Genomic DNA, 17,853 nt, shown 5'->3' on the forward strand with positions numbered 1-17,853 from the left:
CGGCGCGGCCGGAGCCGGAGCTCAGTAGCTCTTCTGGGTCTGGACGTTGAAGTCGTCCATCTTGACCTTCTTGGCGGGGTTCGTGAGCGGGTCGTCGATCTCCAGGACGTCCAGGCCCTCCATGATGTCGCTGGAGTAGATGTAGCCGTTGTAGTAGTAGGCCGACCAGGAGCCCGCGATGGTCGGCGGCTCGTGCGGGCCGCGCTCGAAGAAGCCGATCTCCTTCGGGGCGGAGGAGTCGGTGAAGTCCCAGACGGACACGCCGCCCTGGTACCACGCCTGGACCATGACGTCCTTGCCCGGCACCGGGATCAGCGAGCCGTTGTGGGCCACGCAGTTCTCGTCCTGCTGCTGCTCACGGTCGATCTTGAAGTAGCCGCGCAGCTCCAGCTTGCCGTTCACCAGGTCGTACACCGCGTTCGCGCCCTTGGTGCGCGGCGTGTTGCGGTCGCAGGTGGCCTGGCCGCCGCCGCCGAGCTCGTCGCTGAAGACGACCTTGGTCGCGTCGTTGTTGAACGTCGCCGAGTGCCAGATCGAGAAGTTCTCGGTGTCGGTGAGCTGCTGGAGCACCTTCGGCCGTACCGGGTCGGCGATGTCGAGCAGCACGCCGTCGCCGAAGCAGGCGGCCGCGGCCAGCTTCTTCTCCGGGTAGGCGGTGATGTCGTGGCAGCCCGAGAGCATCTCGTCGTGCTGGCGCTCGGGGAAGATGTCGGGCTTGGCCACCACCCGCGCCGACTGCGGCGCCCCCATCGGGATCTCCACGATCTGGATCAGCTCGTGGGGCGGCGGGCAGGTCCGCGACTCCGGCTCGGGGCCGGGGGAGGAGACGTAGACGTACAACGTCTCGCCGGCGGGCACCATCGTGTGCGTGTGCGAGCCGCAGTCGGTCGCGACGGCGCCGACGTAGCGCGGGCTGGCCTTGTCGCTCACGTCGAAGATGCGCAGCCCTTCCCAGGCGGGCTCGTCGTCGTCCGCGTCGCACTCCGGGCCGGAGACCGGCTCGTCCACGGACAGGATCAGCAGGTTCCGGTAGATCGACACGTCGTTCTGCTGGCCGGGACAGGCCACCTGGGTGACGGTCTTGGGGTTCTTCGGATCGCTGATGTCATAGATGGCGAAACCGCCGAAGTTGCCCTGGAAGGCATAGTCGCCCTGGAAGGCGAGGTCGGTGTTGATGTCGTCCCGTCCGTCGAACGGGGCGGCCCTCGGCACCTGCGCGACCTGTTTGATGTTGTCGCTGGTCGTGACGCCGTCCCCGGACGGGGATCGGCCCCCTGGAGCGCTGGTCTCCTGCTGGGAGGTGTCCGAGCTCGCCGGCTCCCCTGAGGCCGACGGGCCGCCCGCGCACGCGGCGGTCAGCAGCAGCATCGCCGCGACAGACACCGCTCCGCGCAGCTTGGCAGAGATCAACGCGCATTCCCCTTTGTCTCGTAGCTCACTATGGAAGGTATGTCAGCAGGTTCGCGGCCGTGTACGGCATTCATCACAGTTAAGGAGCTTTTGGCGCTCGCCGCCTGCGCCCTCTTGGCCGTCGCTTGCGGGCCTGAGCCCGTACGGCAGCCGTCCGCGATCGGCACGGACGCGCCCGTCATCGTGCCCGGCAGCCCCGGCGCGCCCGCGCGGACCGCGACGCCGGGGGAGCGGGTGGGCCGGACGCCGCAGCCGACCGTGGCCGCCGACGTGCGCTTCGCGGAGGGGATGATCCCGCATCACCGGCAGGCGCTGGAGATGACCTCACTGGTCGAGGAGCGTACGACGACGGACGTCGTCCGCAGGGTGGCCCGCGCGATCACCGCCGCCCAGACCCCCGAGATCAGGGCGATGACGAGCTGGCTCGCGGACCTGGGCCGCCAGGCCCCCGCCGGGCACGACCACACCTCCACGGGCCCCGGCTACGGGATGGCCTCGGAAGAGGAGCTGAACGCGCTGCGGGCCGCCCGCGGCCACGCCTTCGACCGCCTGTTCCTCCAGCTCATGACCCGCCACCACGAGGGCGCCGTGAAGATGGCGGAGGAGGAGCTGGCCGGCGGCCGCGACCACCGCATGCGCCTGCTCGCCAAGGACGTCTACTCGGGACAGAGCATCGAGATCGCCCGCATGCGCGCGGCCATGAAGTCCCTGCCGCCCGCGTGAGCCGGCACGCGAAAGGGGCGGGCCCGTCAGGCGGGCCCGCCCCTTTCGCGGTTCTGTCGTCTAATGGCTCAGGACGGCCACAACATGTTGGTCAGCTCGGCGTCGAGGTCCATGAAGTCGGTCTCACGCCCCGCCGGCACCTTCTCGTAGGTGCGGTGCAGGAACTCCGTCAGCGGCGCCAGCGGCACCTCGAACAGGGCCTGGCCGAACGGCGACGTGAGGCTGATGTGAAGCGTGCGCTCACCGTCGGCCCGCGCGGGCCACACCTGCACGTCTCCGTCGCCGACACGCCTGACGATGCCCACGGTCAGCAACTCGCGGGCGAAGATCCACTCGACCGGTTCGTCATTCCCTACGTGGAAGGCCATGCGGATGGCGTAAGGGTCGTCGGCTGTGTAACTCAGTCCGGCGAGCAGGGGGACGGTTGTCCGGTCGGGGACCACAAGCCGAAGGCCAAGCTCGGCGGAGACGGTGGTGCTGTTCATCGTCAGCCAAACCTTTTCGTCGTAGGTCCCCTCTTCGGGGCTTTCACTGCTCTGACGGACTTCGTCCTGAGCTATGACGCGGAACGAAGAAACCCGTAGGAAAGATTCCGCCCCAGGGGCCTTCTGTAACGCACATCACAGCTGGACATTCAGGCATCTACCAGGCTAAACGGCATCAATCAGGGTCGCATTTGCAAGGGTTTTGCGTGCTGTCGAGCCTGCCCCGGAACGGCCGACCATGAACGTTTCTCAAGAAAGATCGCGACCGCCCACTTCCGGGACACGACGATGGTATGTCACCGACCCCACTCGTCGGTGGGCAACCGCCGCCTTTCACCCTGAATCCCTCCGCCGCAACCGCCGGACACCCCCGCAACCCGCCTGACACCCGCCCCCCGACCGCCCCCAGACCGCCCCCCGACCGCTTCGCTTCGCCAGCAGGTGCCGGAGTGCGGTATGGTTTTCCCCGTCGGCACCGCGAGGGACCGGCAGGAGGGCGATTAGCTCAGCGGGAGAGCGCTTCGTTCACACCGAAGAGGTCACTGGTTCGATCCCAGTATCGCCCACCGAGCTCAAGGGCCACACCCCAACACGGGATGTGGCCCTTTTGATCTTCCAAGTGATCAACTGAGCGACTGTCCCGCACCACCCTCCTTACCTGACAAGATCCGATCGATGACGATCAGCGCTGTCCGCGCTCGCCCTGAGCGTCGCATGCCCGTGCGCGCGCTTCACTGCCCGGAGGACTCCTGACCGGTCGCGCGCGCCTGCCACCAGGTGAGCCCGTTGCGGACGGCCAGCTCGTGCAGCGTGGCCAGGTGCCGCGCGGCTGCGTCGCGGTCGCCCGCGGCCGTGGCGAGCCGGGCCAGGAAGTGGTCCACGGGCCCCAGCGTGACCACCGCGGAGCTGACCGCGATGTAGCCGCTGTAGGGCAGCAGCTCGGCATAGGTCCTTCGGCAGGCCGCGACGTCCCCGACCGCCGCCTGCGCGGCGCCCCGCAGGCAGGTCATGGTCAGCCACGACCAGTCCCGCGCCAGCGGCGACCAGCCGCCGGACACCAGCCCGCGCGCCTCCGCCACCCGGCCCTGCTGGCACAGCGCCAGGACCCGCAGGTCGCGGTCGAAGGACGGATGGATGCCGGCGACCGCGTCGATGAGCGGGGCGGCACCGGCCAGCGTCCGCTGGTGGAAGTGCTGGATGAGCCGCCCGGCGGTCACCACCGCCTCGGCGTGCCACACACCAAGCTGGGCGCCCTGGCGCCCGGCCTCGCGGTACTGGGCCTCGGCGTCGTCGAACCGTCCCGCCAGGGCGAGCCTGTTGGCCCGCCACAACGTGTGCTGGAACCGGGGCCAGGGCAGCGGCAGCCGCTCCAGCATGGCGTCGCAGCGCCCGGCGGCCAGGTCCGCGCCCGCCACGTCGAACAGCTCCAGCCGGTGATGACTGTAGATCATGTACGCGAGCAGCTCGAACGCCGGCTCCTCGGCGCGCAGTGCCGTCTCCAGCAGCTCGCCGGCGAGCTCCAGCGGCTCGGTGGCGTGCGCCGCGAAGGCCGGCAGCGACAGGTACCGCGCGTTGAGCATCCGCAGCAGCAGGTGGTCGTCGCCCAGCCGGCGGGCCATCTCGACCGCCTCCAGTGACAGGGCGTCGCGGCGCGGGTCGTCCGTCGCGTCGTACAGCTCCTCCACCAGACCCCCGAGCAGGCGGGCCCGCTCGGGGCTGTCGGCACCCGGCAGCGCGCGCAGTGCCGCCTCGAAGCGGTGCACGAGCTGCAGGTCCACCGCCTCGTACGGGTCGCGCAACGTCCAGACGGCGGGCGCGTCGAGGGCGGTCAGCGCCCGGGTGGTCGCCTCGGGGCCCGCGCCGGCGCGGTCGGCGGCGCGGATGGCCGCGGTCCTGGCGTGCCGGGCGCCGATGGCGTCACCCGAGTCCAGCCGGGCCCTGACCTGCTTGAGCAGCAGCTCCAGATGGTCGAGCGGGTCGCCCGCGGACGCGCCGTGGGCGCTGATCGCCCGGTCCCACCACAGGGCTGCCTCCTCGTAAGCCAGACGCAGGCCGGCCTGCTCGGCCGCCGCCTTCGCCCAGTGCACCGCCTCGCCGTACGCCGCCGGGCCGGCCTCGACGGCGTGGTGGGCGATGACCGCCACGTCGGTGCCCGGCCGGGCGGACAGGGAGGCCATCACGGCGCGGTGGATCGCCGCCTTGCGCAGCGGCGGCAAGCCGTGCGCGAGGGTCTCGCGGACCAGGTCGTGGGCGAAGGCCATCCGCCCCCCGCGCGGCACGACCAGCCCGGCGCCGGCCGCCTGGTCCAGCAGGCCGGACGCCTCCGCCGTGCAGTCCTCGGAGGCATGGACCTCCGCGACGACCGCGGGGTCGAAGTCCCGGCCGATCACCGCCGCGATGCCGAGCACCGCCTCGACCTGCGGCCCGAGCGCGCCGACCCGCTGGCGGACCACCGCGGCCACGGCGCCGGGCACGGCGTCGATCGGGCGGCCTTCGGCCAGCAGGCGGACGCTCTCGCGGACGAAGAACGGGTTGCCTCCGGTGCGGTCGGTCAGCCGCTGGGCGGTGGGGTCGTCCACCTTCGCCCGCATGCTCGCCGCGATGGCCTGGACGGCGTCCACGCCGAGGCCGGGCAGGTGGATGTGGTGCAGGTCGTAGCGGACCAGGCGGGCCAGCAACTCGTCCACGGACGGGCCGTGCGCGCCGTCCCTGCCGTCCGCGGTGTCGCGGTACGCCGTCACGATCTTGAGCGGCGCGTTTCCCACCAGCATGATCACGTCGCGGAGCAGTTCGAGCGAGGCAGGGTCGGCCCAGTGCAGATCGTCCAGGACGACGATCACAGGCCGAATCCTCGCCGCCGCCACCAGCCAGTCGGCGACGGCCTGGTTGCGGCGCAGCAGCGCCGCGTCGGTGGAGCCGAACGGCTTCTCGTCGTCGAGGAGCCCGGCCAGCGCCGCCCGGTTCGACAGCGGATGGTGCTCGGCGAGCGTGCCCAGCACCTGCAGCCACGGCCACAGCGGGGGAGCGCCCCGCAGGTCGTGGCAGCCGCCCCGCAGCACGAGGTAGCCGAGGTCGGCGCAGTGCTCAGCGAACGCCTCCAGCAGGAACGTCTTACCGATGCCCGGCTCGCCGGTCACCGTGGCGACCGCCACGCCACCGTCGTCGAGCAGCGCCTGCAGGGCCGCGAACTGCCGCTCCCGCCCGAGGACGGCCCGCCGTGGCGCGGACGGCGCCGCGGACGCCAGCACCGTCGCGGCCCGCATGGGATGCAGCGACTCCACCTGGCGCAGAATGTCATCTTCCAGATCGCGCAGCTCGGGGCCGGGATCGAGGCCGAGCTGGTCGGCGAGCATTTCCTTGGCGCGGCGCAGCACGGCCAGCGCGTCCGCCTGGCGTCCCGTGCGGTAGAGCGCCAGGGCCAGCAGGCTCCACAGCCGCTCGCGCAGCGGATGGCCGAGCGTCTCGGCCTCCAGTTCGCTGATGACCGGCTGCGGGCGGCCGAGGTCCAGCAGCGCCTGGGCGCGCCGCTCGACGGCCAGCAGGCGTAGCTCCCCCAGTCGGTTGACTTCCGTCAGGGCCCACGTCCGGTCGGCGAACTCCCCGTACGGCACGCCGCGCCAGAGCCGCAGCGCCCGGTCGAGCGAGGCGAGCCGCTCCTCGGGCGCGTGGAACTCCGAGCGGCCGACCAGCTCCGCGAACTCGCGCGCGTCCACGTCGGCGCAGGCCAGCAGGTAGCCGGGCTGCCGCGCGACGAGCACCCGCGGCGGGGCGTTGCGGGGCCGCCCGGGCTCGATGGCCCGGCGTAAGTTCGAGACGTACGACTGCAGCGACGACAACGCGCTGGCCGGGGGCGAGCCGTCGTAGACGTCCTCGATGAGCGTGTCGGTGGAGACCACGGAGCCCTGCGCGACCAGCAGGCGGGCCAGCACCGCGCGCTGCCGCCGGCCGCGCAGCTCCACGAAGGTGTTGTGATCGTCGTACGCCTCAACCGAGCCGAGAACGCGAAATCTCACGTGCGCCGCCCCTCCATCGGCGCCAGTTTAGGCAGACGATCGGCGAGCGTTCTGGCCCGGCGGCGAGTGACCTTGTTCACAGCCGCAGGAACCGCGTGGGTGCCGGGTCACAAGCGGCGCTCTGCACGATGGGCGGCACGTAGGCCGGACGTGATCCTGCGGGACCCCGCGACGCTGCCCGTACGGCTCCGGTCCTGAGCCGGGGACACGGCTTTCACGATGCCCTGGCGGGCTCTGCGCCGGCCGGCCCGCAGCTCGTTTTCCACGACCGAGCGGTACGACACGGGGTCCAGCAGCATCCCGGCCCGGCGGTCCGCCCCGAACATGCGCTCCGCCCGCGCCCGGTCCCGGATGAGCCGGCGGGCGATCTCGTGCTCGCCGGGCAGGGCGTAGCGTCCCGACAGCCTGGCCGCGACGAGGCGCGCCTGCCGTTCGAGGGTGGCGGGCGCGGCCCCGAGGACCTGCACCAGCCCGACGAACGCCAGGTCCGTCGCGGCCGGATGGAACACCCGCCGGAACAGATCCAGCCCGTCGCGCGGCGGTGCGATCGCCGGGTCCAGGAAGGGGAACGACGGGCGGTAGCCGGTGCACAGGATGACGCTGTCGTACGGCTCGACCGATCCGTCCGCGAACACGACCGCGTCCTCCTTGAATCCCTTGAGCGCCGGCCGCACCGCCAGGTCGCCGTGGGACAGCCGGGTCAGCAGGTCACTGGTGACCGTGACGGCGGCGTTGCCCAGCGGCCGGTCGGGCGCCGTGATCCCGTACCGTTCCTGCGGTCCCCTGGACAGGTGCACAGCGAGCCGCATCACCATCCACCGCAGCCATCGCGGACGCGTGCGCACGGGGAAGGTGTCGAAGGGGCGGCCGAACAGGTGCTTGGGCACGATGTGCACGCCGCCGCGCACCGACACGGCGGTCCGGGCCGCCGTCCGCGAGACCTCGCAGGCGATGTCGGCGCCGCTCGCCCCGAGGCCGACGACGAGCACGTTGCGTCCGGCGAAGCGCTCGGGCGAGACGTAGTCGTGGGCGTGGAGCACCTCGCCCGCGAAGAAGTCCGGAATGGCCGGCATGACCGGCTGGCTGAAGTGACCGGCCGCGACCACGACCGACGCGTAGCGACGGCGCTCCCCGTCGGAGGTCTCCACGGTCCATCCGCCCGACGGCTCCCGCTTCAGCGAGGTGACCTCGGTGCGCCGGCGCACGCGGGACGACAGGCCGAAGTGCTCGGCGTACCGGACCAGGTAGCGGCCGATCTGCTCCCGGGAAGGGAACTCGGGGTAGTCCGGTGGGATCGGAAGACCGGACATCGCCATGAACTTCGCGGAGGAGTTGACGTGGAGTGCCCGGTAGGCGGGCCCGTCCTCCCGTTCGGGGTCCTGCGACCACAGTCCGCCGACATCGGGGCGCCGGTCGAAGCACTCCCAGGTGACGCCGGCGTCGTCAAGTGCCTTGGCCGCGGCGAGCCCGCCGATCCCGGCGCCGATGATCGCGACAGCCGGTGTGTGCTCGTGGTTTCCGATCGGCATGATGCGTTCCATCCAGTTCGAGGTCCGTGCGGGTGATGGAGGCGGCACGCCCTTGGCGCAATCGCGCGGTCTGCCGTGCGTGCGCGTGCCGCGTGCGTGAAAGCGATCGGTCCGGACGCAGACAGCCTGAGCGGTCGCGCTCATGATTCGCTTGGCGCGCTTGGAGGACCTGGGAACGGATGGAAAAGCCGGCCCGGGCGACAGGTGAGCGGGTCGGGCAGGCCGTCGGCGGCGCGCGCGCACTCCGGCCGTAACCATGTCGCGCCCGCGCCGCCGGAGTGCGGAAGCGTCACCCGATGGCGTACGCCCGGATGATGGTCTGGGTCACGCGGTCACCCGCCGCGTCCGTGACCTTGGCGCGCAGGGAGACGAACCCGGGGGCATCCGGGTTCGCGATCCGGGCCGTCCATCCGGCGCCGGCGCGGGTCAGCCGGACCGGCCGCCAGCGCGCCCCGTCGTCGAAGGACGCCTCGACCGTGATGGAGGTGGCGCGGGGTGCGGAGGCGCCGGGGTTACGGTGGAGGCTCACCGGGATGACGGTCGTGGACCCGGGCCTGGCGCGGTTGTGGTCATCCAGGCCCTCGGGGGCGTAGCGGACGGCGGTCAGGGGCAGCGGCCGGGGCTCGGCCGTCCGCTCCGACCGGAACGTCCAGGCCGACTCGACCTTGGTGGACAGCGCCGACGGCCGCCGCGCCGAGGCGGTCAGCGTGTAGGTCGCCGGCTCGGCGGGCAGGCGGACGTCCAGCCGGCAACTTTCCGTGTACGCGGGCTCGCAGGTCGCCAGATCGGTCTCGGCCAGTTTCTCCGCGCCGCGGGCCAGGGTGATGCTGCCGGTCATGTCGTAGTCGCCGCCCATCAGCCCGGCCCGCCCGTCGGCGAGGAGGCCGTCGACGTTGAAGTTCAGCCAGTCGCCGTCGCGGCTGCCCGCGGACGTGCCGAGAGCGGGGCCGGTCACGGCGGCGTTCCACAGCTCGGTGACGGGCCGCCGGCCGAGCACCTGACTCACGCCCGACACCCAGTGGGTGCCCGTCATGATGTCCGTCGCCCAGGCGAAGCCGGGAGTGCGGTAGTGCGTCATGGTGGACGGCAGATCCACCTCCGGGCTCTCGGACAGCCAGGCGCCCCCCTCCCAGGACCCGCCGGGGAGCACCGGCCCCACCATCACGTAGGCCGCGCCGGGCGCGCCGGGCGCCCGGTACGTCGCGCTCACCTTCACCAGGTCACGCGTGCGCGCCGCGTACGACAGATCGTCCGGGATTCCGCCGGTGTGGTGGGCGACCAGGTCGTAGCGGTACGGGCTCGGCGCGGCGTCCTTCTTGTGCCAGGTGCTCCCGGCCATGTACGTCAGGCCGGGCTGGCGCACCGGCAGGGCGTAGACGTCGTCACCGAAGCTGGCCCAGCCCTGGCCGAACCAGCCGTTGGCCAGGATGATCTGCTCGCTGCCGTCCTGGACGGCGGTGGGCTCGTCCACCGTGAACGTGATCTCCTTGCCCTGGCGCGCGTCCACCGTCACTTCCTGGTCCGCGCCGTCGATGGTCACGGGCCGGTGCGCGGTCGTGGAATGGTCGGAGTCGTAGACGTTGACGTAGAGGTTCCACTCGCCCTCGGGCACCCGTACTCGTGCGACGCCCTGGTCGTCGAACGAGAGTGTCCTCTGGGCGCCGGTCCTGAGCTGGTAGAGATACCCCATCGCGGCGCGGGGTGTCTGGCCGTTCCTCTCGATGGTCCTGACGGTCAGGGTGTGGGTCTCGGCCGCCACGGACGCGCCCGCGAGCGTGCGCACGAGGAGGTCGCCCGATCTGGCGGTGACGACGCCGGGATAGTCCCCGGGCGCCCTGCCCTCCGCGCGGATCGTCAGCTCGACCGACGCCTCTCCCTGGGCGGGCACCTCCAGCCGCTCGGACCCCAGCTCCAGCACCTCGCCGTCCGCGGCGAGGTCCAGGGTGAGCGGGGTGTCGCCGGAGTTGGCGTACGTGAGCGTCCTGGTCGCCACGCGCTCGCCGGCGCCGTCCCAGGGGAAGGAGGCCCAGACGTTGCCGGTCGTCGCGGCCACCGGCTGGGAGACCGCGCGGGCCACGTCCACGCGCCCGGCTCCCTGCTCGTAGATCCCGGCGCTCTCCTTGGGGGCGGCGCTGCCGATGAGGGCCGCCTTGAGACGCTGTCCGCTCCAGTCGGGATGGCGCTGGGCGAGGATCGCGGCGGCTCCCGCCACGTGCGGCGTGGCCATCGAGGTGCCGCTCATGGCGACGTACGGGGCGTCGGCGCCGCCGTTGGCGTTGGCGGCCCTGATGGCGACGCCGGGAGCGGTGAGGTCCGGCTTGACGGCGTGGTCGGCGAGGCGGGGGCCCCTGCTGGAGAAATCGGCCACCTTGTCGTCCCGGCCGACGGCGCCGACCGTGAGGGCGGCGTCGGCGCTGCCGGGGCTCAGGACCGAACCGGGCGTGGCGTCGTTGCCCGCGGCCACGACGAAGAGGGCGCCGGTACGCTCCGACAGCGTGTCGACCGCCTGCTCGACCGGGTCCACGTCGTCCGTGTCCGGACCGCCGATGCTCATGTTGATGACCTTGGCCTCGACCTCGGCCGCGGCCCACTCCATGCCGGCGATGACGTCGGACTCCTGCATCAGGAAGTCGCCGATCTTGCCGATGGCGAGTTTCGCGCCGGGCGCCACACCGCGCTGCTTCTCGCCCGCTCCCGCGACGATCGACGCGACGTGCGTGCCGTGCCCGTTCCTGTCGCGGACGTCGTCGCGACCGGTGAAGTCGCGTGCCTGCGTGACGACGCCCTTCAGGTCGGGGTGCGTTGGGTCGTAGCCGCTGTCGAGCACGGCGACCGTGACGCCCTCACCGGTGAGGCCCTGCTTCCACGCCTCGGTGGCGCCGATCTGCTCGACGCTCCGGTCGAGGGTGAAGGAGCGGTGGCCGTCCAGCCAGATCTTCGTCCGGCCGGCGGCCAGGGTCCGGACGCCGTCCGTGATGCCCTTCCAGGTCTCGGCGGCGTTCTTCTTGGGCACCTCCACGGCGGACATGCCGAGGGAGGACAGCCGCCGGTCCTGGCGGGCGCTCCGGAGCGCGGGCACATCGTCCTCGGCCGACCGCGTGATCAGCGGGATGTCGCTGCGCTTCGCGTCGCCGTACCCCCAGGTCAGGAGTTGTGTGACGTCGAACAGCCGCTCGTCCAGAACACCTCTGGCCACCAGCGGAAGGGCGTCGGACGGGTAGACGTGCAGACGGCCGTCGCGGTACTGGCTGCTGTAGTGCACCCGCCTGCCCGCTCCCGGCTCCACCCGGTGCCCGGCGGCGGTGACGACGACGCGGTCGCCGGTGATCAGCGTCACGGTGCCGGTCGGCCGGGTCGTCGCGCCTTCCCGCCTCGCGGGTCCTGGCGTCGCGGCGGCGGGTCCGGGGGCGGCCGTGACGCCGGCCGTCACGGCCAGGACGGCGGCCACCAGGCTTCTGCCTAACCTCATGCGTTTCCTTTCGGTTGAGCGGCAACGCATGGGCAAATGTCCGGACCAGGCGGGGTGTTACCCGGATTCCCGTGAAAGCTGGACCTCTCGGAAAAATGGGCTTCATCGTGAAACAGCGCTGTTAAGCCGGACATCTGCTGAGTTGTGTCCAAACAACGGAGAGAAGGCGACATCGGGCCCCCGGCGCCGGAGCAACGCTTCGAGCAGCTCTACCTGGCGCACTATCCCGCCATCGCCGCCTATGTCGCGCGACGTACCGAGTCCACTGACGACATCGCCGACGTGATCGCCGAGACGTTCACGACCGCCTGGCGCCGGCTGGACGACGTTCCCGCGGGGAACGAGGCCCGGCTGTGGCTGTACGCCGTCGCCCGGCGGGTCCTCGCCAACCACTTCCGCGCCGAGGAACGCCGATCGGCGCTGGCCGCCCGGCTGCGCGAGGAACTGTCCACCTGGTCCAGGCCGGTGGCCGACCGGTACGACGAGGCCGCCCGCGAGGCGTTCGGACGCCTGACGCCCGACGACCGGGAACTGCTCGCCCTGGTCGGCTGGGAAGGGCTGGACAGCGCCGAGATCGCCAAGGTGCTCGGCTGCTCACGCGGAGCGGCGCGCCTGCGCCTGCACCGCGCCCGCAAGCGGCTGGCCAGGGAACTGGCGGCCGCCGACCTCGACCTGACCACCTACGGCCTGCGCGCCGTCGCACTCGCGGAGGGAAAATCATGAAGAACAGCGTGGACCGCGTGGTCGCCCACCTGTCTCCCGGTGACGGGCCCGGCATGACCGAGGCGGTCCACGGGCTCATGCGCGACATCATGGCCGCCGAACCCGCCGCGTCCGGGGCCGTCGCACCGGCAGGGCGGCGCACGCGCCGGCCGCTGATCCTGCGCGCCGCGGTGCCGGGCGTGGCCGTGCTGGCCGCCGCTTTCCTCGCTCTGGGCTGGCTCCTGCCCGCCGGGCTCGGCCTCGGACCCGGGACGGCCGCGGCGCTGGACATCAAGAAGGAGGACGGGTACTACGTCATCGAGATCAAGGACCTGTACGCCGACGCCGGCACCTATCAGGCGCAGCTCCGTGACGCCGGGCTGAACGTGACCCTCAGGGTCATCCCCTCGACGCCGTCGTGGGTGGGCTCCATCTTCCCCACCTCGCCCACCGAGAACCGGTACCTCGACGAGATCAAGACCATCGACCGGCCGGGGGACTGCGACAAGATGGGCGGCTGCCCCATCGGGGTGAAGATCCCGGAGAACTTCCAGGGGCCCGCCGACATCACCCTCGGGCGCGAGGCCCGGCCCGGCGAGCCGTTCGAGAACGGCACCACGATCGACGGCCTGGGCGAGCCGCTGCACTGCGTGCCCTACATCGGCCGGACCGTGGCCGAGGTGCGCGGCATGCTGCAGGAGCGTGGCGTGACCATCCAGAGCTTCGAGGACCTGGACCCCGAGTCCGGCGGGACGAAGCAGTCGGTGCCGGACTCGTGGCTGGTGGAGGGCGGCTCCATGAGGGAGCCGGGCAAGGCGAGCCTGAACGTGTACGAGGGGTCCGAGCCGCAGGAGCCAGGAGGCCGCCGCGGCCAGAACTGCCCGACCTCCTAGACACACGAGTTGACTCAGGAGGGCCGTTGCCCGCACGGGCGCCGGGCAGCGGCCCTTGTCATGGAAAGTGGTTGCGAGGTGATCGCCCGCCGGTCAGGATCCGACTTCGTGGACGAGGACGAGTGGCCGTGGCGGGAGGCGGCGGGCGAAGGGCGCCGGGAGTCTCGCGTGAGCGGGGTGCCGGTGGAGGCGGTGGCGGCCGCGTACGGGCTGGGGGAGCCGGTCGGGGCCGCAGTGTACGCGGCGCGTGGCGAGCTGGGGCGCATCTGGCGGCTGGACACGCGGCGCGGCTCCTGGGCGGTCAAGGAGCTGCTGGTGCCGGTGCGGGAGGAGGACGCCCGGGCGGATGTGGCGTTCCAGATCGCGGCGGCCGAGGCGGGGGTGCGGTTGCCGCGGCCCGTTCTGACCGGTGGCGGGGACGTGGTGGCCGGGGGGCGGTGGCGGGTCTACGAGTGGGTGGATCTCGTGGAGGGGGCGCAGGTCACGGCGGCCGAGCTGGGGGCGGTAACGGCGGGATTGCACGGCATCGGGCATCCGGCGGCGGGGCCGGTGGCGGCCTGGTTCGCCGAGCCGGTCGGGCGCGCAGGCTGGGAGGCCCTGGCGGTCGCCGCGGCCGGTGCCGGCGGGGGGTGGCGGGAGGAGTTACGGGAGTCGGTGGGCGAGCTGGTCGCGCTGGACGAGCTGATCGTGCCGCCCGACCCGGCCACCGTCGTCACCTGTCACCGTGACATCACCCCCGACAACATCCGCCGCGCCGCGCACGACGGCGGCATCGTGGTGCTGGACTGGGAGAACTGCGGCCCGGCGAGCCCGGCCTGGGAGCTGGCGAAGGTGCTCGCCGATCTGCCCGACGGGGCCGCGACGCCGGCGTACCGGGCGTACCGGGAGGCGGGCGGTCCCGGACGGGTGACGGAGCCGGCCGACTTCTCGATGGCGATCGCCGAGCAGGGGCATCTGCTGGAGTTCTACGCCCGGCGGGCCATGAACCCGCAGGAGAGCGAGGAGAACCGGACCCGGGCCGGGGCGCGGTTGCGGGCGATGCTCGCCCGTCCCCTCACCAGGGCCAGGGTCGAGCGCCTGGTCGGGGAGTGCGCGCGAGCAGACGTTCCCGCGCCTTGACCAGGCACGGACCTACAGGAACACATTTTGACCCCCAAATGGGGTAACCGGTACGGAATGCGGATCGAGGACTGGTTCCTGACCGAGGAGGAGCGCGGCAACGGCGCGACCAAGCTCGGCCCGTGGACGACCGGCAACGACGTACGCCCGCTCGTCCACGGAGCCACCTACTTCGCCGAGCTGCGGTCCTGCCTGGAGCAGCTCGGCAAGGACGACCTGCTGCTGTTCGCCGACTGGCGCGGCGACCCCGACGAGCGGCTGACCGCCGGCGGGCCGACCGTGAGCGAGGCCATGGCCGCGGCCGCCCGGCGCGGCGCCCTCGTACGCGGCCTCATCTGGCGCTCCCACATGGACCTGCTGCGCTTCAGCTCGGCCGAGAACCGCAGGCTCGGCAAGGAGATCGAGGACTCCGGCGGCCAGGCGCTGCTGGACACGCGGACCAAGCCGGGCGGCGCGCACCACCAGAAGTTCGTCATCCTGCGTCACGACGGCGACCCCGCCAGGGACGTCGCCTTCGTCGGCGGCATCGACCTGTGCCACAGCCGCCGCGACGACGCCGACCACCTGGGGGACCCGCAGAGCTGTCCCATGCCCTCCGTGTACGGCCCCCGCCCGCCCTGGCACGACGTCCAGGTCGCCATCCACGGGCCGGCCGTCGCCGAGGTGGAGACGGTCTTCTGCGAACGCTGGGAGGACCCCGCCCCCGAGACCCGCGACCCGCTGCGCCGCCTGCGCGACCACGTCGGCCGGCTGGACGACGCCCCGCCGCTGCCGAAGCCGGGCCCGCCACCGCCGCCGGCGGGCCGGCACGCTGTGCAGTTGTTGCGTACGTATCCGGCGCGGCGCGACCGCTACCCGTTCGCGCCGGACGGCGAGCGCAGCATCGCCCGCGCCTACCGCAAGGTGCTCGCCCGCGCCCGCTCCATCGTCTACCTGGAGGACCAGTACCTGTGGTCCACGGACGTCATCGAGCCGTTCGCGGAGGCGCTGGAGCGCGAGCCGGACCTGCGCATGATCGTCGTCGTGCCGCGCCACCCCGACCAGGACGGCCTGCTGGCCGGGCCCGCCAGCCTGATCGGCCGCGCGGACGCCCTGGCCCGGCTGCGGGCCGCCGGCGGCGACCGGGTCGCCGTCTACGACCTGGAGAACCACCAGGGCACCCCGATCTACGTGCACGCCAAGGTCTGCGTGGTGGACGACGTGTGGGCCACGATCGGCTCCGACAACGTGAACCTGCGCTCGTGGACGTACGACTCGGAGCTGAGCTGCGCGGTGCTGGACGAGCGGGAGGACCCGCGCCCGCCGTACGGCGCGCTGCGCTTCGCCCGCGACCTGCGGCTGACCCTCATGGCCGAGCACCTGGACCTGCCGGACGGCGAGCGGGACGAGCTGTGCGACCCGGCGGCCGCCTTCGCGGCGTTCGAGCGGGCCGCGTCCCGGCTGGAGGCGTGGCACCGGGGCGGCGAGGAGGGGCCGCGCCCGCCGGGGCGGCTGCGCCCGCACCCGGCGCCCACGCTGTCGAGGCTGCAGAAGGCGCTGGCCATGCCCCTCTACCGGTTCGCGGTGGACCCGGACGGGCGGCCGGCCGACCTGCGGCGGTCGGGACGGTTCTGAGCGCTGCTAGGGTGCGGCGGGTGAGCAACGGACGTGGAGTGCTCGTGACCGGCGCGTCGCGGGGGATCGGGCGGGCCGTCGCGGCGGCCTTCGCCGGGCAGGGCGACCGGGTGGCGGTCCATCATCGCGACTCGGCGGCGGAGGCACACGGGCTGCTGGAGGAGCTGCCCGGGGAGGGCCACGCCGTCGTCCGGGCCGACCTCGCCGACCCGGCCGAGATCCGCGACATGGTGGACGCCGCCGCCGGCGCGCTCGGGCGCATCGACGTGCTGGTCAACAACGCCGGGGTCTTCTTCCACCATCCCGTGACCGAGGTGTCGTACGAGGAGTGGCAGGACGCCTGGCGGCGCACCCTCGCCGTCAACCTGCTGGGGGCGGCCGACGTCACCTATTGCGCGATCCGCCACATGCCCGCCGGCGGCCGCATCGTCAACGTCTCCTCGCGCGGGGCCTACCGCGGCGAGCCCGACGGCCCCGCGTACGGGGCCGCCAAGGCGGGGCTCAACGCGCTCGGGCAGTCGCTGGCCGTCGCGCTCGCGCCGCACGGGATCGCGGTCGCCTCGGTGGCGCCGGGGTTCGTGGAGACCGACATGGCCAGCGAGCACCTCAAGGCGCCGCGCGGCGACGCCATCCGGGCGCAGAGCCCGTTCGGGCGGGTGGCGCGGGCGGAGGAGGTCGCGGCGGCCGTCGTCTTCTTGGCCTCGCCGCAGGCCGAGTGGGCGAGCGGCGCGGTGCTCGACCTGAACGGGGCCTCCTACCTCCGCTGACGGCCTTCCGGCGGCCCCGAGAAGGCGCGGTATCGCCGCGGATTGTCGGAAGTGGCGGCTATTGTGGCATCCAGGGCACTGCGGGTACTCGCTTCGGAGGGGACGGCGTGGCCAGAGGATGGGGTTGGGCGCTGGCGTCGCTCGTCGCGTCCGTCGGGGTCCTGCTGACCGGTTTCACCCTGTTTGTCGAGTTAGGCCCGATCGCCGCGGTCATCGTGGTGCTGCTCGCCCCCATCATCCTGTGCGGCTTCGTCGTGGCCCACGACGTGCTCCGCCACCGCGCCCTCAGCCAGGAGGAGGCGCTGCGGCTGGACCGCGAGCGCGAGCACGTCCGGCGCACCGTCGACCTGGTGCTCGACCCCGAGCTGAGCGCCGAGCAGCGCCTCGCCGTGCTCGACTGCCACATCCCCCGGCTGGGCCGCGACCCCCGTTCCTCGCCGCTGCGCGAGCGGTTCGTGGCCGTCGCCGAGCTCTCCCCGCCGGGCCGCGCCCTGCTGGAACGTGCCCGCCGCGCCGTCAACATCGTCCAGCGGTCGGAGGCCATGCGCCGCCACCTGCTCGACGTCGTGGCCAACGAGGTGCTGCTGCCCCGGCAGGTCTGGGAGATCGCCCGCCTGCTGCGCGTCCAGCACGAGCTCCAGCACGAGCAGGACACCGCCCGCCACGGCCTGGTCACCGACGAGCTGCGGGCCGTGCTCGACCCGCAGCAGGAGGCGCTCGACCGCTCCCTGGCCGCCGTCACCGCCCGCGTCGAGGGCCTGGAGCGGTACGCCCGCCGCGTCCAGGAGGCCGACGCCGCCCTGCGCGCCCGCGAGGCGCTGGACAACAACCACAAGTACCGCGCGCTGCTGGCCGCCACCGACGACGCCGAGGGCATGGCCGCGCTGACCGCGCACGGCGACGCGCTGGAGGAGACGCTGGCGCGCAGCGTCCGCGAGGCCATCGAGGCCGGCCAGACCCTGGCCCTCTGAGCCGTCTGAGCCGGCTGTGCCGCAGGGGGTTCACCCGGCGCTGATCAACCTGCAAGCCCTTCGCAAGCGCCCCTTTTTACGCTCGACGCCCCGGCGGCCACGGGGAGGCAGCCGGCCGCCTGTATCTGACGCCCTCGGGGACGCTCTGAACTCTTCGA

The 17,853-nt window shown here is 72.6% G+C and carries 12 protein-coding genes and 1 tRNA gene; 8 read left to right on the forward strand and 5 right to left on the reverse strand.

Annotation, left to right across the window (positions count from 1 at the left end; translation table 11 throughout):
- Positions 1-21: 21 nt before the first annotated feature.
- Complete coding sequence (locus AC27IY_RS39710; protein WP_423450470.1) at positions 22-1,410, reverse strand: LVIVD repeat-containing protein; 1,389 nt, start codon at positions 1,408-1,410, stop codon at positions 22-24.
- Positions 1,411-1,524: 114 nt separating this feature from the next.
- On the opposite strand from AC27IY_RS39710, the gene AC27IY_RS39715 reads away from it, so the two are divergent.
- Complete coding sequence (locus AC27IY_RS39715; RefSeq protein WP_487181141.1) at positions 1,525-2,133, forward strand: DUF305 domain-containing protein; 609 nt, start codon at positions 1,525-1,527, stop codon at positions 2,131-2,133.
- Between the two features lie 68 nt (positions 2,134-2,201).
- On the opposite strand, the gene AC27IY_RS39720 is transcribed toward AC27IY_RS39715, so the two are convergent.
- The gene (locus tag AC27IY_RS39720) at positions 2,202-2,618 is read right to left on the reverse strand and encodes an SsgA family sporulation/cell division regulator (RefSeq protein WP_020547189.1); all 417 of its coding nucleotides are present in this window, start codon (positions 2,616-2,618) and stop codon (positions 2,202-2,204) included.
- A 494-nt stretch (positions 2,619-3,112) separates the two neighbouring features.
- Here AC27IY_RS39720 and AC27IY_RS39725 point away from each other — a divergent pair.
- Positions 3,113-3,184 (forward strand) — tRNA-Val (locus AC27IY_RS39725).
- Between the two features lie 165 nt (positions 3,185-3,349).
- Here the strand turns inward: AC27IY_RS39725 and AC27IY_RS39730 are convergent.
- The 3 genes from AC27IY_RS39730 to AC27IY_RS39740 all read right to left on the reverse strand — a co-directional run bounded on the left by AC27IY_RS39730 (position 3,350) and on the right by AC27IY_RS39740 (position 11,629).
- Positions 3,350-6,631 (reverse strand): ATP-binding protein, encoded by a 3,282-nt coding sequence (locus AC27IY_RS39730; RefSeq protein WP_487181142.1) that lies wholly within the window; start codon positions 6,629-6,631, stop codon positions 3,350-3,352.
- 107 nt (positions 6,632-6,738) lie between these two features.
- Entirely contained in the window at positions 6,739-8,160 is a 1,422-nt protein-coding gene (locus AC27IY_RS39735) for a flavin-containing monooxygenase (protein WP_487181143.1), read from the reverse strand.
- Positions 8,161-8,449: 289 nt separating this feature from the next.
- The gene (locus AC27IY_RS39740) at positions 8,450-11,629 is read right to left on the reverse strand and encodes a S8 family serine peptidase (protein WP_487181144.1); all 3,180 of its coding nucleotides are present in this window, start codon (positions 11,627-11,629) and stop codon (positions 8,450-8,452) included.
- A gap of 144 nt (positions 11,630-11,773) precedes the next feature.
- Here AC27IY_RS39740 and AC27IY_RS39745 point away from each other — a divergent pair, with 144 nt between their 5' ends.
- The 6 genes from AC27IY_RS39745 (at position 11,774) to AC27IY_RS39770 (ending at position 17,695) form a co-directional block, all read left to right on the forward strand.
- Positions 11,774-12,352: an RNA polymerase sigma factor gene (locus tag AC27IY_RS39745; RefSeq protein WP_487181145.1), complete on the forward strand. Its 579-nt coding sequence runs from the start codon at positions 11,774-11,776 to the stop codon at positions 12,350-12,352.
- Positions 12,349-13,224: a hypothetical protein gene (locus AC27IY_RS39750; protein WP_487181146.1), complete on the forward strand. Its 876-nt coding sequence runs from the start codon at positions 12,349-12,351 to the stop codon at positions 13,222-13,224. Before AC27IY_RS39745 ends, AC27IY_RS39750 begins: the two co-directional genes overlap by 4 nt.
- Before the next feature lie 108 nt (positions 13,225-13,332).
- On the forward strand, positions 13,333-14,343 hold the full coding sequence (locus AC27IY_RS39755; RefSeq protein WP_487181148.1) for an aminoglycoside phosphotransferase family protein: 1,011 nt from the start codon (positions 13,333-13,335) through the stop codon (positions 14,341-14,343).
- Between the two features lie 57 nt (positions 14,344-14,400).
- Entirely contained in the window at positions 14,401-15,957 is a 1,557-nt protein-coding gene (locus AC27IY_RS39760; RefSeq protein ID WP_487181149.1) for a phospholipase D family protein, read from the forward strand.
- 20 nt (positions 15,958-15,977) lie between these two features.
- The gene (locus AC27IY_RS39765; RefSeq protein WP_487181150.1) at positions 15,978-16,724 is read left to right on the forward strand and encodes an SDR family NAD(P)-dependent oxidoreductase; all 747 of its coding nucleotides are present in this window, start codon (positions 15,978-15,980) and stop codon (positions 16,722-16,724) included.
- 107 nt (positions 16,725-16,831) lie between these two features.
- Positions 16,832-17,695: a hypothetical protein gene (locus tag AC27IY_RS39770; protein ID WP_423476401.1), complete on the forward strand. Its 864-nt coding sequence runs from the start codon at positions 16,832-16,834 to the stop codon at positions 17,693-17,695.
- The last annotated feature ends 158 nt before the right edge of the window (positions 17,696-17,853 follow it).

The organism is Nonomuraea sp. B208 (assembly GCF_057536035.1).

What these genes read in the sequence shown, in the direction of transcription:
- AC27IY_RS39720 (WP_020547189.1), bottom strand. Translation starts at nt 2,618, where the DNA reads ATGAACAGCACCACCGTCTCCGCCGAGCTTGGCCTTCGGCTTGTGGTC.
- AC27IY_RS39735 (WP_487181143.1), bottom strand. Translation starts at nt 8,160, where the DNA reads ATGCCGATCGGAAACCACGAGCACACACCGGCTGTCGCGATCATCGGC.
- AC27IY_RS39740 (WP_487181144.1), bottom strand. Translation starts at nt 11,629, where the DNA reads ATGAGGTTAGGCAGAAGCCTGGTGGCCGCCGTCCTGGCCGTGACGGCC.
- AC27IY_RS39750 (WP_487181146.1), top strand. Translation starts at nt 12,349, where the DNA reads ATGAAGAACAGCGTGGACCGCGTGGTCGCCCACCTGTCTCCCGGTGAC.
- AC27IY_RS39760 (WP_487181149.1), top strand. Translation starts at nt 14,401, where the DNA reads ATGCGGATCGAGGACTGGTTCCTGACCGAGGAGGAGCGCGGCAACGGC.